Source organism: Rhodococcus sp. HM1 (assembly GCF_023218075.1).
In the GTDB taxonomy this organism is placed as follows: Bacteria; Actinomycetota; Actinomycetes; order Mycobacteriales; family Mycobacteriaceae; genus Rhodococcus.
This window is the reverse complement of the sequence record NZ_JALPTB010000015.1, coordinates 66,915-84,003: the sequence shown is the minus strand read 5'-3', so window position 1 is coordinate 84,003 and position 17,089 is coordinate 66,915. Positions and strand designations below refer to the sequence as shown.

General features: G+C 62.7%; 13 protein-coding genes and 1 pseudogene. 7 read left to right on the top strand and 7 right to left on the bottom strand.

Annotated elements, in window-relative coordinates; all coding sequences use genetic code 11:
* Positions 1 to 2 precede the first annotated feature (2 nt).
* Both M1M07_RS10830 and M1M07_RS10825 read left to right on the top strand, forming a co-directional pair.
* Entirely contained in the window at positions 3 to 626 is a 624-nt protein-coding gene (locus M1M07_RS10830) for a Fic family protein (RefSeq protein WP_248674155.1), read from the top strand.
* A 957-nt stretch (positions 627 to 1,583) separates the two neighbouring features.
* Positions 1,584 to 1,877 carry a hypothetical protein gene (locus tag M1M07_RS10825; RefSeq protein WP_248674154.1) on the top strand — a complete coding sequence of 98 codons (294 nt, stop codon included), beginning with the start codon at positions 1,584 to 1,586 and terminating at the stop codon, positions 1,875 to 1,877.
* Positions 1,878 to 2,013: 136 nt separating this feature from the next.
* On the opposite strand, the gene M1M07_RS10820 is transcribed toward M1M07_RS10825, so the two are convergent.
* The 7 genes and pseudogenes from M1M07_RS10820 to M1M07_RS10790 form a co-directional block, all read right to left on the bottom strand.
* Complete coding sequence (locus tag M1M07_RS10820; protein WP_248674153.1) at positions 2,014 to 2,883, bottom strand: alpha/beta fold hydrolase; 870 nt, start codon at positions 2,881 to 2,883, stop codon at positions 2,014 to 2,016.
* 57 nt (positions 2,884 to 2,940) lie between these two features.
* Positions 2,941 to 3,401 (bottom strand): annotated as a pseudogene (locus M1M07_RS10815) (leucine zipper domain-containing protein); the annotation flags it as partial.
* 403 nt (positions 3,402 to 3,804) lie between these two features.
* Entirely contained in the window at positions 3,805 to 5,757 is a 1,953-nt protein-coding gene (locus M1M07_RS10810; protein ID WP_248674152.1) for a hydantoinase B/oxoprolinase family protein, read from the bottom strand.
* Between the two features lie 42 nt (positions 5,758 to 5,799).
* Positions 5,800 to 7,827 carry a hydantoinase/oxoprolinase family protein gene (locus tag M1M07_RS10805; RefSeq protein ID WP_248674151.1) on the bottom strand — a complete coding sequence of 676 codons (2,028 nt, stop codon included), beginning with the start codon at positions 7,825 to 7,827 and terminating at the stop codon, positions 5,800 to 5,802.
* A gap of 101 nt (positions 7,828 to 7,928) precedes the next feature.
* The gene (locus tag M1M07_RS10800; RefSeq protein ID WP_248674150.1) at positions 7,929 to 8,177 is read right to left on the bottom strand and encodes a hypothetical protein; all 249 of its coding nucleotides are present in this window, start codon (positions 8,175 to 8,177) and stop codon (positions 7,929 to 7,931) included.
* A 50-nt stretch (positions 8,178 to 8,227) separates the two neighbouring features.
* Positions 8,228 to 9,268: a nitronate monooxygenase family protein gene (locus M1M07_RS10795; protein WP_248674149.1), complete on the bottom strand. Its 1,041-nt coding sequence runs from the start codon at positions 9,266 to 9,268 to the stop codon at positions 8,228 to 8,230.
* On the bottom strand, positions 9,265 to 10,875 hold the full coding sequence (locus M1M07_RS10790; protein WP_248674148.1) for a class I adenylate-forming enzyme family protein: 1,611 nt from the start codon (positions 10,873 to 10,875) through the stop codon (positions 9,265 to 9,267). The genes M1M07_RS10795 and M1M07_RS10790 overlap by 4 nt, the downstream gene beginning before the upstream one ends.
* Positions 10,876 to 11,484: 609 nt before the next feature.
* On the opposite strand from M1M07_RS10790, the gene M1M07_RS10785 reads away from it, so the two are divergent.
* The 5 genes from M1M07_RS10785 to M1M07_RS10765 all read left to right on the top strand — a co-directional run bounded on the left by M1M07_RS10785 (position 11,485) and on the right by M1M07_RS10765 (position 17,085).
* The gene (locus tag M1M07_RS10785) at positions 11,485 to 12,240 is read left to right on the top strand and encodes an SDR family NAD(P)-dependent oxidoreductase (protein ID WP_248674147.1); all 756 of its coding nucleotides are present in this window, start codon (positions 11,485 to 11,487) and stop codon (positions 12,238 to 12,240) included.
* A 508-nt stretch (positions 12,241 to 12,748) separates the two neighbouring features.
* Positions 12,749 to 14,419, top strand: coding sequence for an NAD(P)/FAD-dependent oxidoreductase (locus tag M1M07_RS10780; protein WP_248674146.1), 1,671 nt, complete (start codon positions 12,749 to 12,751; stop codon positions 14,417 to 14,419).
* A gap of 79 nt (positions 14,420 to 14,498) precedes the next feature.
* Positions 14,499 to 15,362, top strand: a complete 864-nt coding sequence (locus M1M07_RS10775) for an MBL fold metallo-hydrolase (protein WP_248674145.1) — start codon at positions 14,499 to 14,501, stop codon at positions 15,360 to 15,362.
* The gene (locus tag M1M07_RS10770) at positions 15,355 to 16,134 is read left to right on the top strand and encodes an SDR family NAD(P)-dependent oxidoreductase (RefSeq protein WP_248674144.1); all 780 of its coding nucleotides are present in this window, start codon (positions 15,355 to 15,357) and stop codon (positions 16,132 to 16,134) included. Before M1M07_RS10775 ends, M1M07_RS10770 begins: the two co-directional genes overlap by 8 nt.
* Before the next feature lie 117 nt (positions 16,135 to 16,251).
* The gene (locus M1M07_RS10765) at positions 16,252 to 17,085 is read left to right on the top strand and encodes a mycofactocin-coupled SDR family oxidoreductase (RefSeq protein ID WP_248674143.1); all 834 of its coding nucleotides are present in this window, start codon (positions 16,252 to 16,254) and stop codon (positions 17,083 to 17,085) included.
* The last annotated feature ends 4 nt before the right edge of the window (positions 17,086 to 17,089 follow it).

Below are 17,089 nucleotides of genomic sequence, written 5' to 3'. Positions count from 1 at the left end.
CGGTGGGTGAGCCGGCGGAGCCGGTCGATACCGGCAGCACCCGCCAATTCGAGACGCTGTTCGGTACGAAGACCTACCACGAGGTCGCCGATCTGATCGCCGAGCCGCTGCGCCGGCTGCTCGACGAGGTAGCCTCCGGTCACTTCGCCGACGAGGCGATGGACGTGGATCTGCTCCGCGAGTTCCATCGCCGGATCCTGATCGACGTGATGCCCGACATCGCCGGCAGGTGGCGCAGGAAGCCGGTCCGGGTAGGAGGCCACTATCCGCCGGAACACATCCATGTGGACCGACAGATGCGGGAGCTGTTCCACAGCTTCACCGGCCGACTCGACTACTGCGCCGGCGACGTCGAGCTTCAACTCGAAGCCCTCGCCTACCTGGAGGCTCAGGCACTGCACGTGCATCCGTTCGAGGATTTCCACGGTAGAGCGGTCCGAGTGATGGTCGCCGAAGCCATGCGGCGGCTGGACTTTCCCGTCCTCGAACTCAGCGTCGAACGCGACACCGCCCAACATGCCCGGTATGTGACGGCGCTGCGGGAATGGGATCAGCACAGGTCGTTGGCCCTGCTGTGCGAATTCTGGCGGGACGTTCGTTTCGCATCGCTGGACGATCAGGACTGAGGGCCCTGCCTGCGACGCAGCGTCGAGCCGGGGGAGTAGCGAGTACGAACGCGGCTGTGCTGCGGATTGGGCCGAGGACCTCGACCACAAGCAGAACAAGCGCCTACCGAGTGCGCAGACCCGAGGCGGTGGTGCCGAACTAAAAGCTCGGCCCCTCGCGACGCAAGGTTGCATGCGTAGCGTGCATGCAATGCACGCATGTTTCCAGCAGCGTGCGTCGATCCATTCCGCCGGGGACACCGCCACCCTCCCGGTGCGTGGATGATCCGGTTCCATCAGCGGAAGCGCCGACGGGACTCCGGGCACGGAAGACGACAAGAGCCGGCCCGCACTGCGCAACCCCCCGCACTGCGCAACCCCCCGCACTGCGCAACCCCCTGCACGGCGCAGTCCGAACCGGCCGTCATGCAGTGTCGCACGCTCGGTCGAGATCGGCGAGATCGAACTGAGAAACCCCGCCGGAGAGAGTTTGGGGGGCAACTCCGGCGGGGCCTCGGTCACCGTGCAGGGGGGATGACGGTGACACGAAAACTCTACCGAACGGACACCGACGCCGTGAGGTTCCCTACCCGTACCTGCCCACGGCTGGGTAGCACCGGGAGTCGAACCATCACGCCCGCGCGACGCTGCAAGCTCGTGCCGCCGGCCCCCGAGTCCGTGCCCGGCGCCGCGATCAAGGGGGGCCATCTTCGCCCCGCCGATTCGGCACCCGGGTACTGACGTGCGCTGCGGTGTCGATCACGGCGCTGCGAGGAGAAGTGCCGCCGACGAGCTCCAACCGTCCATGATGGATAAGCACGATTATCCATCAAGATGATCCTCAGGAGAGGTGCCCAATGTAGGTGGGCGCGTAGGAGTGCCCGGCGTCGACGTGCTTCCGGGGCGGCCGCTACCGGGAACGAGCACACTCCGGGCGGAACCCGCACGTGGGTGTGCGCGGCACAGGGACACGGGACCATGGTGCGCGCACCCCGCCGGGCGCCGTGCGTCGCCGATGCCGCTGTCGGAGCAAAGTTCGGCCGCCGACGAGCCCTCGGCGCGGGAACAGCAAACACCATCGCCCGCATGATGACCTTCGCGAGCACCTTCATCCTCGCCGCTCTCCTGAGCGCAATGGGCTTCACCTCCGCCCTGATCTTCCTGGTCGCGGCGATGATCTTGATCGGACTTATCCTGAGCCTCTTCGGACAGGAACGAAGTACCTTGCGCTGGAATCGATCTCCCCTGCGCACGATGACTGAACTGGCGTGACAGTACGGTCGCGAGGGCCAACACGCGGTATGTGCCGAACAACGCCGTCGCGACGGGCGACGGCGTTGTTCGACGCCAGGGCCGGAAGCTATTCATCTATGCCGACGACGGCGGTCTGTCAGTCCGACGAGAGAAATTACGGCAGGTCCCACGCCTCGAGCACGGTCCGCACCGCGGCGACCACGGCCAGCGGCTGATCGATCATCGGATGGTGGCCGGCGGCCGGCAACTCGGTCACCAACGCATCGGGACCGAAATGCTCGCGCATCTGCGCAAGCAGATCCGTGGTCACGACGCCGTGCTCCGACCGGAAGTAGGCCACGCGACACTTCGATACGACGTTCCCGATGGGGCGCTCCCGCCCGATGCGCAAAGTGTCGAACTTCCAGTACCAACCGTCCGGCCCCTGCCGCATGGACTGCCGCGCGATGTGATCGATCACGTACGGCTCGGCGTCCTCTTGCGGCGGCACGAGCCGAAACCGGGCCAGAGCCTCCTCCGCTGTCGGATAGGTCTTCCGCTCGGTCCGGGTAGGAGCCCCCTGCGCTCGCATTTCCTCTTCCAGCGTCATGTCCCGGATCGGCGAATCCAGGAGGACGACGCCCGCGAACGACTCGCTGTACAGGCGTGACGCCGCGAACGACACGATCCCGCCCATACTGTGACCCACCAACACGGGCGGACCGGTGATCCCAGCGTCATCGACGACGGCGAGAATCTCGCGTGTCCACGGCTCAAGTCCGTAGCTGTCGCGGTGATCGCTGTCGCCGTGCCCGCTCAGGTCCAAGGCGACCACGCGGCGCCCCTCGGCGAGTTGAGGTGCGATGTGGTCCCACCAGTGAGAATGCGCCATACCGCCGTGCACCAGCACGATCCCGGGCGCGCCTTCCTTACCCCAGGCGCGGTATGCAATGGTCAACCCGTCTACCGTGACGTGGCCGGTCTCGACCCGCGCGGCGAGTGCCTCGACAAACCATTTCGGGGCCGAATCGGTATGAATACCCATTTCCCCAATCTACTTGGGTACGTTGCCCATCACGAACCAGCCCCAAAGGTTCGACGTGCCGGGACAGCGCGCGAGGATCCGCTGCGGTTCGCGATACTGTCTCCGGCCGGGTCGAGGAACCTGCGCCGGTTCACGCCGAGGGGGGCCAGATGTCGGCTGACGGTGCGCACCGCGATCCGGGCGCCGTCGACGGCCAGTTCGAGGGCAATGCGCCGCGCCGACCACTTCTTCTCGCGTCGCAGCTGCTCGATCCGGGCGACGACCTCGGCCGGGATGGCGATGGGTTGGTGGTGCGGCACGCTGGGGCGGTCCAGGAGACCGAGTTCGCCGAACTGGCGGTGGCGTGTACCCATTTGCTGGCACAGGCGCGGGAGATGCCCATTTCGGCGGCGACGTGGGAGATCGGGCGGGTTTGGCAGCGCTGGACGAGGCGGCGTCCCTCGATGGACAGCGGGGGCGTTACGGTGCGTCGCGGTCGGGTTCTTCCTGTCGGCGGATGCGTTGGTGGTACTTCTCATCCTGCCGCGCAAGACCCGTCCCCTTCGCTCAGTCCCTCCCTATGCCGGTGTCTACAACGTCATGACCCGCAACATCTAGGTCTGGGTTCAGTACCTGAGGCAACCATCCGGTCGAGCGCCGGTTGTCGGCAGCGATAGACGACACCGAAGCCGCCTCGACCGACTATACGAGCGTTCTCGAAGCCCTCCGCCGCGAGTTCGGCGACGATGTCCGCATCGAACCGTCCGCGGTGCGTACAGGTGCGGAATTCGGGCGACCCTTCACATGCCCATGGCTCTCCTCGCAATGCGAACACCCCATTTTAGATGTCTCGGGTCGCGAGGTCGGGGGGCGAGGAGGCGGCAGTCGGGGACGGCACTCGAACACCGACCGAGTGCCGTCCCCGATGGAGTTCCTTCCCGGTTATCGTCCGACTCGAAGTCGCGCCCTGCATGCTTCGGTTGCGTCCAGATCGAGCTCGAGACCTTCAGGGTCGTGAAGTGGATCGCCGATGACGACCACGCCGTAGTCGCGTTCCGCTCCCGCGATGCTGACATAGAGGTTGCGTACGTCGTCGAGAACGCGTTCCGGTTCCCGGTCAAGGGGGTTACCCCAACCGCCGCCGGCACAGGTCTGATAGCGGAAGACGCTGTTCGGAGTGGTCTGCCAGATAGGGTTGTCCCCGTAGTAGAAGTACTCGCCGGACGGGTCGAGCACCTTCGATTCGGGATCCATGACACCGGTGACCGGTGTAGACCGGGCATAGATTTCGTCGTGGGTCGCGATCAGATCCTGACGTTCGGCGACTCGGGCGACCTCATCGGGGAACAGCCACGCCGCGCCGGCGACACCGTCACCGCCGCCGTAGACACCAATTCCCGGAGCCTTCTTCGTGGACAGGAGGGTGGTCCAATGCTCTGCCGCGGTGAGGTACATCGTGTCCTTGCGCACGGCGGCACCACCGCGGTGATATCCGGAGCCTGCGGAGTCCTCGACGTACTCACGGCGCAGGATCACCACCGGGTTGTCGGATTCGATCGACTCGATGGCGGGGTCGATTCCGTTGGCTTGGTAGAACGACTGGTAGCTGTCGGCGTCGCCCTCCTTCGTCGCCCCCCACGGCCCGTGCTCGCCGCCACCGACGGCCATGCTGCCCCACGGCTGCCCGGTATCGGTGAGGCCGTAGGCGTTGTGGATGCCCATGGAACCGAAGTCACCGGCAACCGCGTTCTTCCCGAGTGCGGAGTCGAGCGCCTCGAAGACGGCTTTCATCAGAGGTTGCGTAGCTTCCCAGTACATGAAGATCGCGCCGTCCGGGGGGGTAGCACTGACCACGGTGCCGGCAGGCAGCACCACATCGATATTCCGGAAGGCTCCGGAGGTGTACGGGGTAGTGGGGTCGATGAGGAACTTCAGCGCCATCACCACCGCGGACTTCGCATCCAGCGCGGCCGCGTTGATGCTTGTGCGGGCCTGAGGCGAAGTGCCGCTGAAATCGACTTCGAGCCGATCCCCCACCTTGGTGAGAGTGAGGTGAATCTCGTACTCGCGGGATTGGTCCACCGCATCCGCATCGATGTATCCGACGCCGGTGTACGTGCCGTCGGCGACCTTGTTCAGTGCCGCGGCCATCGACTCGGCCGACGAGTCGACTGCGTAGCGGATCGCACCGAAATAGGCGTCGATGCCGTATCTTTCGACGCTTTCCAGGATCAACCGCTCACCAAACTGGAGACTCTGATCGATGGTCTTGATGTCCGGCAGAATGATTCCGCCGAACCTCGAGTTGTCGAACAGCAGGTTGAACGTGCTTTTCACCGGCTTGTTGTCCCGGTAGAGAAGAATCGGGGCGAGAACGAGGCCGTTTTCGAACACATTGTGCTTCGTGGCGCTGAAGCCGCCGGGGACTACTCCACCGATGTCGAGCTGGTGGGCTTTCACCGATACGAACGAAACGATACGGTCACCGGCGAAAACCGGGCGGATGAAGCAGACGTCGTTGACGTGGGTGCCGACCCGGTAAGGGTCGTTGGCGGCGATGATGTCGCCCGGACGCAGGTTTTCGGGGCCGAACTCCTCGATCGTAATGCGGACGGCTTCGGACATCGAACCGAAGAACGCTGCCAAGCTGTTGCCGACCGCAGGCATCTGGTAGTTCAGTTCGGGAGGACCGGAGATCGTTGCGTTGAAGTCGTACCAGTCGCGCAGAATCGGCGAGAACGCATTGGTCAGGATACGCGTACTGAGATGCTCGAGAATGTACCTCATCCGGTTGGACAGCACCGTCGCCGTGAAGCGGTCACAGTTGTAGCGCGCAGAGAATTCTTGGCCGTCCAGATCGCGCAAGGCGATCGAGTTCGATGATGATGTGGACATGAGTGAAGTTCCTCAGACTTTGGTGTACGGGTTGCTGCCGGATCAGAGCTGACGAATGTGGAGCTCGCCGTACTGACCGACGGTGGCTTGCTGATTCGGAACGACAAATGTCGTCGACAAAGCCTCACGGATGACAGCTGGGCCATTGATGATATCCCCCGCCATCAGCGTCGCACGTTCATACACATGTGCTTGGATGTCATCAGCCGTCAAGTACTTGATGGTCGTCGTGCCTGTTGGTTCGGGGCTGCCGGAGGCCCTGGATTCCACAATCGGGTACTCGACCTTCGGAGTGGGCGCAACAGCTTGAACCCGGAAGGTCGCTGCCTGGACCGGAATGAACTCGAATCGGTTCCCGGAACGCTCGAGGTAGGTGTCGTGGAAGGCTTCGATCATCTGCTCGATGCTGTCGGCGGTGAGGTCGCCGGCGGGCGCCTTCACGAATGGCGTTTCCCACGACTGGCCGACGAGCCTTCCGTCAAAGGTGCGCTCGAACACCACCGAGTCACGCTGCGCCTCAGGGATACTGGTCCGCAGTTCATCTTCCATCTCACGGAAAATATTCGTTACCTCGTCTGCCACGTCCGCGCTCAGGACGTGATAGGCACTCTTGCTGGCCGCGTAGACGAGATCCGAGCTCACCAACCCGAGTGCGGAGAACAGTCCAGGATGCGGCGGAACGACGATTTCCTTTGCCTTCACATATTCCAACGTCGCGGGCAGCAGCATCGGACCGGCTGCACCGTAGGCGATCAGGCTGTAGTCGCGCGGGTCGATGCCGTGGCTGACCGCGACATTGGTCAACCCTTCGGCGATGTTGTGAATGCCGATGTGGAAGGCGAAGGAAATTCGTTGCTCGAGGGTGAGGTTGGTGTCCAGTCGTTCGAATGCCTGACGGGACAGTTCCGGATCGAGGGAGAAGCGACCGCCGGCGAAGTTCTGACCGTCGACGATTCCCATCAAGAGGCATGTGTCCGTCGTTGTCGGATGCTGGCCGCCGAGTCCGTAGCATGCCGGCCCGGGATTCGCGCCCGCCGCCCCTGGACCGACCAGGAGATCGCCGGCAGCGTTGATGGTGATGATGCTTCCGCCGCCGGCGCCGATCGCCGAGATTTCATTCGACAAGGTGTTGACGACGAGATCGTGCTCCAACTCGATGGTCGTGTCGACGAATGGCTGTGAGCCGGTAACGAGGCTGATGTCGCAGGAGGTTCCCCCGATGTCGGCGCACAGTAGTTCGGACACACCGATCAGCTTTCCGAAATGTGCACTGGATACGGTGCCGGCTGCGGGTCCGGAAAACACGATTCGGAACGGATGTTTGATGGCGTTCTGGGCTGGGACGAGGTGCGCAGCGCCGTCCGCGAAGTTGAGGTCTCCGCTGAATCCGATTCCACGCAGGCCCGCGTCCAGCTTGTCGGTGTACTCGGTGTAGATGAACTTCATGAAGACATCCACGACCGTCGTCGAGGCTCGCGGGTACTCCTTCGCCAGTGGCGATACCTCACTCGAGATCGAGACGGGGACGTCCCCGAGGACCTCGCGGACCAGTTCGCGCAGGCGCTTCTCGTGTGTGTTGTTGACGTACGAGTGCAGCAGACAGATCGCGACCCCTTGCACGCCGCTCGTCGCGAGCACTTGTAGCTCGTCCCGTGCCTGCGCCTCGTCCAACTCGATCAGCACGTTGCCGTCCGCAGTCAGGCGTTCCTTGATCCCTCGACGTAGATAGCGAGGCACGAGTGGCCGAGATGCGTCACCGAATGAACGCCGCCATCCGGGATCGGTCAATCCCTCCACCGGGCGCCAGACACGACCTGCATCGAGTAGATCCCGGTGGCCGATGGTGGTCAGGAAGGCGACCTTCGGCAACCTTCTGGTGATGATCGCGTTCAAACCATGAGTACTGGCATGGTTGAAAACGTTCGACTTCTCCGCAGCGATCTCCTTCGCACCCTGAAGCACGGCTTCGTGGGGCTCTGCCACATTCGTGGAGACCTTTACGGTGTGGATCTGCCCGTCACGGATGGCCACCAGGTCGGTGAAGCTACCCCCTACGTCAACGCCAATCATGTCTTTCCTTTCTCGCTCGTGAAGCGTACTTCCGTGCGACTCGGTTCGAGTCCGCGTGAATCATTCGACGGGTCGTGCTGCTCACCCGACTAGGAAATCGGTCAGACGACGAGCCCCTCCGAGGTGAGCGACACGGGGCCGAGCGGCCTCCACGGTTCGCGGCTTACCGAGGTCAAGGAAGGCTGATGTTTGACGACCATGTACCAACCGCCCTCGGACAGCACGGGGTAGCGCCGAAATTCGTCGACGGTGGCACCAGGGAAGTCACGATCGAGCTCGGTACCGAGCTCCGCCAACTCCTCTGCGGTGACCTGTTCTCGCAGTACAGTCAGTTCACTTTCAGAAGGCATTTTGTCTCCAGTCGATCAGGTAGGGAATGACAACAACTTCCGGTTCGTCTTTACTCGTCGACGCTCGTGAGCCTGCTTCGCAAGCCTTCGAGCACAGCAGCAGCGTCCGCCACCATCCCGGGAATGAACTCGGCAACGTGGATCATTTCCTTGATGCCGCTCGCCACCTGACCCATCGGAACAATGCCGCCATCGAGGTCACCATCACGTTGAGCAGCGAGCAGGCGATCGTCCTTCCATTTGGTCAGCTGGTCATGATCGAGTTCTCCCGCGGCGTTGATCGCCTCGAGCTCCTGCGAACCTCGATTGCTGAGCATCCGGGATGGACCGTAGATCGCCTGCACCGTCGAATCGTCACCTTCACGCATGGCGATCACCCGCCGAGCATATTCGGGGTGCCAGTCGGTGTTCTCATAACTTGCGACGAATCGTGTCCCCAGGGCCACGCCGTCCGCACCGAGCGCGAGAGCAGCAGCCATGGTGGCACCGTCACGGATCCCGCCGGCAATCAGAACCGGAATATCCACGGCATCAACGACATTGGGTCCGAGCACGAAGGTATGGACCGGGCGTGAGTGGGTGTGTCCCCCCGCTTCGAAGCCGGAGGCGATGACGATGTCCACACCGTCCTCCTGGGCTTTGACGGCCTGGCGCGTGCTACCGACTTTGTGCATGTGGATCAGGCCGCTCTCCGCGATCGCATCACGCACGACCCGAGGCGCACCCGCGGAGGTGGTGATCACTCTCAACCGCTTCCTGATCTCGGAATCTCTGACAGCATCGAGCACCGCACCCACGTAGGCCGCGCTGAAGGGCAGTACCTCTCCGTTCTCGGCGGTTCCGACGGGAACATTTACGGAGAACGGGCGATCCGTCAGTCCAGAGGCCTCTTCGATGTAACCCCGCAGCACCTTGGCGCCTTCGTCGGTGCCCAAGGTAAGCGCCGGAATACACACGCATCCGAGGCCGCCGGCATTGGAGACCGCTGCGGCGAGCGCGACGGACTTGTAGGGCCCCAAGCCCTCCTGCACCACGGGATAGATGACTCCGGTCAAGTCGGCGAATCGGCTCTTGAAATTCACCTTACTCATGCGATTGCGTCCTGAGTCGAGTGCAATGCCGCCAGGCCCACAACTCCGTCCGCATCGCGGAGGGTGATTCCCCGGACCCGTTCACGCATCGCTCCGTGCATCTTGCTGCGTTTGGCCGTACGCGGAATTTCGTCGACGAGGACGTACAGGCGCGGGCGCTTCCAGCGTTCGAGCGTGCTGATCATGTGGGCGTCGAGGACAACTTTGGCTTCTTCCTCGGTGATACCGGGCCTCATCTGCACAAACGCCGCGGGAACTTCGCCGAAGCGTTCGTGCGCAACTCCGATGCAGCCTGCATCGATTACGTCCGGGTGCTCGAGCAGTGCGGCGTCGACTTCGAGCAGCGAGAGTTTTTCGCCACCCGGATTGATGATGTCGTCGATTCGACCCCGTACGTAGTACCAGCCGTCCGCGCTCCGGTACGCGCGGTCGCGTGTGTGGAGATACCCTTCGCTGTCGAAGGCCTCGGCGGTACGTTCCGGATCGCGGTAGTAACCCGGCGTGACGACATCGCCCTTGATGCACACCTCGCCCTCGACGTCGTTGCCGGTCAAGGTCGCGCCCGATTCGGGGTCCTTGAGGACTACCTCGGAGAATCCGCGGATCGGATGGCCCGATGAACCGACCGGGACTTCGGACTCTTCCCCGTAGTACAACGATGGGCCGAGGATGCAGACCGGCATGGCTTCGGTACACCCGTACATATTCCCGACCTGGGCGCCCTTGGAGAGCAGTGCGTCGCGCACATCGTCCGGAACCGGCTCGCCGGCAACATAGGTGCGCAAGCCGGTCAAGTCGAGCGAGTCCCACCGCGGATGACGCATGAGATCCCGCATCATGGTCGGAATGATCCAGTACATCCAATTCGGGGAGCGCTTCTCGAAGATCTCCACGACCCTGTCGACGTCCCATCCGCCGCTCCACAGGATGGTTCCGCCCGCCATGATCATCCGGATCGAATCGTGGATGCCACCGCTGTGGTACATCCCGACGAGCGACACATTGCGAGTCTCGCTCGTGATGCCGCCCAGGAAGACAGCTCCCCAGGCGGAGTTCCCCAGGGTGCCGTGGGTGAAGATGACGCCCTTGGAAGTTCCGGAAGTCCCGGAAGTGAAATTGATGGCGGCGATGTCCTTGGCTGCTCGGTCCACGATTCGCAGCTCATCGGATGCGTCGGCAGTGAGAGCGGACAACACCGGATATCCATGGTTGCCGGGTTCGGTCACAATCACCGTTTCGATGCTCGGCTGCGCGGCGAGAAGATCCGCGAGGCGCACGTACTCGAGCGACACCACAGCAATGCGTGCCTGACTGCGCGCCACATCGTCGATCAGCTTCTGGTCGTTTGCCTTGTAGTTCAGGCCGCTGAACGCTCCCCCGAGTTTGATCGTGGCGTAGAACGTTGCGACGTGAGTGTGATTGTCCGGCATCGCCGTCACAACCACGTCGTCGACGCCGATGCCGAAGCCGGCGAGGACATTGCCGATCCGATTTGACTCAGCGCGGAGCTCGCGGTACGTCACGCTTGTGCCGTCCGCGTCGACGACCGCCGTCTTGTCTGCGTACTCCCATGTGGAACGTTCCAGCCACCAACCCAGGTTCATCATCGACTCCTCAAAAAGCTGCTTCGCGATTTCGCACCCAGAGCCGACTTGTTGTCGGATCGAGGGGCACCGTTAGTGACTAATAAATCACTAAGAGGGTTTCATGGCAATCCTCAATTACTGTCAGGAGTGTCTGTAGTCGTATCTGCAACGTCCGGATCTACCCCTGAAGCGAGGGGCCCGCCCCCGGCGCATCCCTGTCCGAGACCAGCGGAGACCGGCCGGACCACCAGAGAAGGATCAGCAATAACAGCAGGTAAACCAAGCCATAGACTCATCATGCACCCACAACCGGCCAGTTGGGTGTCCGACTTTGCGACACCTCCCCGCACGCCCCTGGGGATCGCCCGCACGAAGCTATCCCCGCCGAAATCGACTCTTGATTTTTCGCCCCGCAGCGACCTACTCTGGTTTTAGTAAACCTCAAATCACTAAACGACGGAGCCGCCGCTCCACGAGCGGTTGAGACACCCATGGCGGGACTACAGCAAAATCGCGCCTTCCTCGATCGGCCGCAGTCGACCTCTCACCGACAGACAGGCGTTGTAGGCGTAGGCACCGAAGACCGATTCCCCTCTTCTCAGCAATCCCCACACTTCACTGGAGGATCAAATGCCGGTTCGACCGACCCTTGCGTCAGGCCTTCTGAACCCGACACTGCTCGCGGGCAAACGCGCGGTAGTTACCGGAGCGGCACGGGGTATCGGTGCCGCGATCGCCCGGGAACTCTCGGCTGCGGGCGCAGACCTTTCGCTGTTCGACCTGGCGGAATGCGGGGAGACAGCCGAGTCGATCCGGGACGCCGGCGGCGAAGTGACCTATGGGGTCCTCGATGTCACCGACCGAGCGTCCGTCGCCCGTGCCTTCGACGACTTGGACCGCCTGGACATCCTGGTGACCTCTGCGGGGGTATACGGCGAGCCCGCCGAACTCGGAGACATCGACGTCGACGAGTTCGACCGGGTAATGGGGATCAACCTCAAGGGATCATTGTGGACAGTGGCCGCAGCGCTGCCCTTGTTGCGCAAAAACGGCGGCAACATTGTGTGCGTCGGTTCCGCAGCCGGCAAAGTCGGGGGCGTCGCCTCGGGGCCACACTATGTGGCCAGCAAGGGCGCTCTGCACGCCGCCGTCAAATGGCTCGCACGAACCGAAGCCACCCACGACATCGTCGCCAACGCCGTTGCTCCGGGGGCGATCGACACCGACATGATCGCGGGCAAGGGATACGACGGTAGCTATTGCCCACTCGGTCGGCTCGGGACAGCACAGGATGTGGCCGGAATTGCCGCCTTTCTCGCCTCCCCCGGCGCTGCCTACATGACCGGTGCAGTGGTGGACGTCAACGGCGGCTTCTTCATGGGATGACACTCATCGTGCCGAAACACAGTGCCACACAGCATCGTAGAAATTCACGTGACCCGGTTCAAATGTACGCAGCCACTGAAGCAACTCGAGAAGGACCAAGGAAGTGAAACAGTGACACACGATGAAGATCTCATGGTGAGGTTCGCATTGAAGTGGCTTCCCTACGGAGGCGGAGATGAACACATCCTCCCCGAGTTCGGGTTGATGCCCGATGAGTTCTACCGCCGCTTGTCGCAGTTGATGGACACGACCTGCACCCCACACCTAGACCCCGGTTCGAGACGACGGCTGAGCGAATTCAGCTCGCTCAAACTGGCCCGACCTGTCCTCACCCACGCTCGGCGGCGGCACTCCCGCACCGACCGGGCCAAACAACCCGCCGGCACATCACCACGCCCCAGCATGTCCTCCTCGCGTCGATGACCAGCACGCACGACTCGACGTCAACCTGCCTCGTCGCAGGAGCCTCTCCACAACCTGACACTTTGACGATTGGATGAGTGAGAAAATGATGCACGAACCAGAACTGGACGTACTGATCATCGGCGCGGGATTCGGCGGTATCCGGATGCTGCACGAAGCCCGCCGCCGCGGCCTCTCGGCACGGGTGCTGGAAGTAGGTAACGACGTCGGTGGAGCCTGGCACTGGAACCGCTACCCCGGCGCACGTACCGACAGCGAAAGCTGGGTCTACTGCTTCGGCTTCGACAAAGATCTGCAGGACGACTGGGACTGGCCGGAACGGTACCCCAGCCAGCCGCAGGTCCAGGCCTACCTGAAGCACGTGGTCGAGCGATTCGACATGCACCGCGAAATCGAACTGAACACTCGTGTAGAAGCGGCCGTCTTCGACGAAGGCCGCGACCTGTGGACGGTGACCACCGAATCGGGTCAGCGCATCGTCTGCCGCACAGTCGTCAGCGCCACCGGACCGCTCTCCGCTCCGCAGGAGCCGCCCTACCCGGGGCTGGCCGACTTCCAGGGCGAGTGGTACCTGACCGCGCGATGGCCGCACGAACCTGTGGACTTCGCCGGTAAGCGTGTCGCCGTAATCGGGACCGGCGCCAGTGGGATCCAGGTGGCCCCCCTCGTGGCAACAGTGGCCGAGCGCCTCACCATCTTCCAGCGAACGGCGAACTATGTACTGCCGGCGCGCAACTACGTGCTGGACGACCTACAGCGGCAATCCATCAAATCCCGCTACGACGAGATCTGGGAACAGGTGAGCCGACAGGCGATGGGCATGGCCATGAACCCGGCCAACCGAGTCATTGGTGACGTGACTCCAGAACAGCGGCAGCGGCTCTTGGAAGCAGCATGGGAGGAGGGCGGCTTCCGCTTCTTCCTGGAGACCTTCGACGACGTGTTCGTCGACCCCGAGTCGAACGGGGCAGTGTCGGACTTCATCCGCAACAAGATTCGCACGATCGTGAAGGACCCCGCCACGGCGGAGTTGCTCTGCCCGAAATCGGACCACCCGTTCGGAGCAAAGCGTCCCCCGCTGGGGAACTTCTACTACGAGATATTCAACCGCGACAACGTCGATCTCGTCGATGTCAGCTCCAACGCGATCGACGACGTCACCGAGACCGGAATCCGGCTGGCAGACGGCACCGAGTTGGAATTCGACATCATCATCTTCGCGACCGGATTCGACGCCCTGACCGGTGCGCTGACTCGCATCGACATCCGCGGCCGGGGCGGACGCAGCCTCGCCGAGAAGTGGCAGGACGGTCCCCGTACGCACCTGGCGATGGCAGTGGACGAATTCCCGAACTTCTTCATGATCGCCGGACCGCAGATCCCGTTCGCAAACGCACCGGCAATGATCGAACCCGCCGCAGAGACCATCGGGGAAGCCATCTCGCAACTTCGAGACAAGAACCAGACTCGCGTCGAGGTTGCATCCGAGGCCGTAGAGGAATACAACAACCTGCTCCACGCGTTCTACAACGCCACCATCTTCCCCGCCGGCGCCAAACTGCGCGCATGGTGGCTCGGAACGAACGTGGAAGGCAAGACTCTCGGCGTCGCAATGAACTTCGGCGGCTTCCCGAACTGGGCAGCATCGGTGAAGGCGGAAGCAGCGGAAGGCTTCAAGCACTACCGGTATTCGGCTACTTCCCACGCACAGCTCACCCCGGCCGCGGACGTGAAGGCCGGCGCGGACGTGACGTAACCGCCCACCGCGCAGCACCTGACAGCAACCCGACGATCAAGGACATATCATGAAAATCGGTGACATCGAGATCACGCCGTTGATCGACGGTGAGGCGGTAGTACCTGGCAACGCCTTCTATCCCAATCTGAAAGATTCCGATTGGGATCCGTACAGCAACCTGCTCGAGCCGGTATTCCATCAGTGCCAGCACCTCAACACGCTCGGCGGCTACCTGGTGCGGGCGGGTGATCGGATCATCGTCGTCGACGGCGGTGCGGGCCCGCAGCCCAAGTGGCCGTTCGCCGGAGGCGGCTTCCGGTCCTCACTTGCCGCGACCGGCCTCGATCGATCCGACGTGACCGACGTGATCTTCACGCACCTTCACTTCGACCACATCGGCTGGGCCAGTGTGGACGGGAAACCGTACTTCCCGAACGCGACTTACCACATCGATCAACGCGACTGGAACTGGTTCCTGGCTCCGGACTTCGGTTTCACCGACGAGGAGGTCGACAAGAGCATGGAGCGGCTCGAGCTCTCGGCCAACTTCTGCCACCCGGAGAACGATGCCCCCGCCGTCCGACTGAGACCGATTGCCGACCAGACCAAGTTTTTTCAGGCTGACGAAGAACTGGAGTTGCTACCTGGCGTCGTAGCCCTCGACGGTAGCGGGCACACCCCGGGACAGGTCGTGCTCGAACTCCGCTCCCACGGGGAGCGCGGCCTGCTGCTCGGCGATCTCGTGCATGCGCAGCCCGAGTTGGTCGACGACAACGATCGCGGGCAGTGGAACTTCATCAGCCACACCGACCACGATCGCGCCCACGCGGCTGTGGAGCGATTCCGCAAACGTATGTGGGACGAGAAGATTCCCGCTGCCGGAGGGCACTTCCCAGGACTGCGCTGGGGACACGTGGTACGTGATGGCAACAAGCGCGTATGGGAGGACATCCGTGGCTGAGCAGACATCGCAGAACGGTCGGCTCACCGGCAAGGTCGCAATCGTTACGGGTGGCGCCTCTGCAGCCGGGTTGGGTTTCGCCACCGCAAGACTGTTCGCGCAGGAAGGCGCGGCGGTCGTGCTTACCGACATCTCACCCGCCGTGAAGGACCGGCTCGAGGATTTCCCCGCCGGCTCCCAGGTGGAGGTGATGCAGCAGAATGTGCAGGAAGAATCCGACTGGATCGCCACGTTCGATGCAGCTCGGGCGAGATTCGGTTCGGTCGATATCCTCGTCAACAATGCTGGCATCACTCGCCGTGACCCTATCGACGAGATGAGTTACGACACCTACCGCTCGGTCGTCGACACGAACCTCAGTGGTACATGGCTCGGTTGCAAGTACGCTGTGCGCGAGATGAAACGCAGCGGCCGCGGTGGCGCGATCGTGAACATCGCGTCGATCAGCGGGATCGTCGGGATGCGTTACAGCTCGCCTTACGGGGCGAGTAAGGGCGGTATCCGGACGCTGACGAAAGTCGTCGCGCTCGAAACGGCGCAGGACGGGATTCGCTGCAACGCCATCTGCCCCGGAATTGTCCACTCGGATATTGTCGGCCCGGTGCAAGAGAAGAATCCGCAGGCGTTTCAGGTTCTCCTCGACGGCATCCCGATGGGGCGGCTCGGTGAACCGAACGACATCGCCCAGGCTGCGCTGTACCTCGCCTCGGACGACGCGCGGTATGTGACCGGGACGGAAATCGCCGTGGATGGTGGCTACACCGCCCAATAGTGACATCGGTGCAGAGCCGGCAGTCGGAACCTCGGTCGTCCGCCCGGCTCTGCACCGATCCCACAGCGGGATCCACGACTGCAGCAATACAGTGCCACCACAGCAGAGGAGTACTACATGGGACGTGTCGAAGGAAAAGTTGCTCTCATCACCGGTGCTGCACGTGGGCAGGGTCGCGCGCATACAGTCCGTCTGGCTGAGGAGGGTGCCGACATCATCGCGATCGATGTCCCCGATGCCATCCTGAACGTGTCCTATCCGATGGGCACCGCCGAAGATCTTGCCGAAACCGCGTGTGAGGTCGAATCTCGGGGCAGACGAATCATCACGCTGGCGATCGATGTCCGCAATCTCGAGAAACTCGTGTCCGGTATCGCCGGTGCGGTAGCAGAATTGGGACGTCTCGATATCGTGTCGGTCAACGCCGCCATAGCGCCACTCCCCCACCGCACACATGAGATTCCGGCCGACTCGTGGCAGCAAATGATCGATGTCAACCTCACCGGCGCCTGGAACACGGCCGTGGCAACAGTGCCGCATCTCATCGGGGGCGGTCGAGGTGGATCGATCATCTTCACGAGTTCGGTTGCCGGTCTGAAGGGGATGCAGAGCGTCGCACACTATTCCGCATCCAAACACGGCGTCGTTGGATTGATGAGGACCCTCGCCCAGGAACTCGCGGAGCACAAGATCCGCGTCAACTCGGTCCATCCCACACAGGTCGATACACCGATGATCCAGAACGACGGCACGTATCGGATCTTTCGGCCGGATCTGGAGAACCCGACACGAGCAGATTTCGAGCCCGCTTCGCAGTCGGTCAATCTGCTGCCCATTCCGTGGGTGGAATCGATCGACGTCAGCAATGCCGTCCTGTTCCTTGCATCCGACGAAGCGCGCTATATCACCGGTGCGACATTGCCGGTGGATGCGGGGCTTCTCGTGAAGTGAGCAG

Excerpts from the sequence above, each read along its gene's own strand:
- M1M07_RS10825 (WP_248674154.1), top strand. The coding sequence starts at position 1,584 with ATGGTGCGCGCACCCCGCCGGGCGCCGTGCGTCGCCGATGCCGCTGTC.
- M1M07_RS10800 (WP_248674150.1), bottom strand. The coding sequence starts at position 8,177 with ATGCCTTCTGAAAGTGAACTGACTGTACTGCGAGAACAGGTCACCGCA.
- M1M07_RS10765 (WP_248674143.1), top strand. The coding sequence starts at position 16,252 with ATGGGACGTGTCGAAGGAAAAGTTGCTCTCATCACCGGTGCTGCACGT.
- M1M07_RS10795 (WP_248674149.1), bottom strand. The coding sequence starts at position 9,268 with ATGAGTAAGGTGAATTTCAAGAGCCGATTCGCCGACTTGACCGGAGTC.
- M1M07_RS10790 (WP_248674148.1), bottom strand. The coding sequence starts at position 10,875 with ATGATGAACCTGGGTTGGTGGCTGGAACGTTCCACATGGGAGTACGCA.
- M1M07_RS10780 (WP_248674146.1), top strand. The coding sequence starts at position 12,749 with ATGATGCACGAACCAGAACTGGACGTACTGATCATCGGCGCGGGATTC.
- M1M07_RS10785 (WP_248674147.1), top strand. The coding sequence starts at position 11,485 with ATGCCGGTTCGACCGACCCTTGCGTCAGGCCTTCTGAACCCGACACTG.
- M1M07_RS10820 (WP_248674153.1), bottom strand. The coding sequence starts at position 2,883 with ATGGGTATTCATACCGATTCGGCCCCGAAATGGTTTGTCGAGGCACTC.
- M1M07_RS10805 (WP_248674151.1), bottom strand. The coding sequence starts at position 7,827 with ATGATTGGCGTTGACGTAGGGGGTAGCTTCACCGACCTGGTGGCCATC.
- M1M07_RS10810 (WP_248674152.1), bottom strand. The coding sequence starts at position 5,757 with ATGTCCACATCATCATCGAACTCGATCGCCTTGCGCGATCTGGACGGC.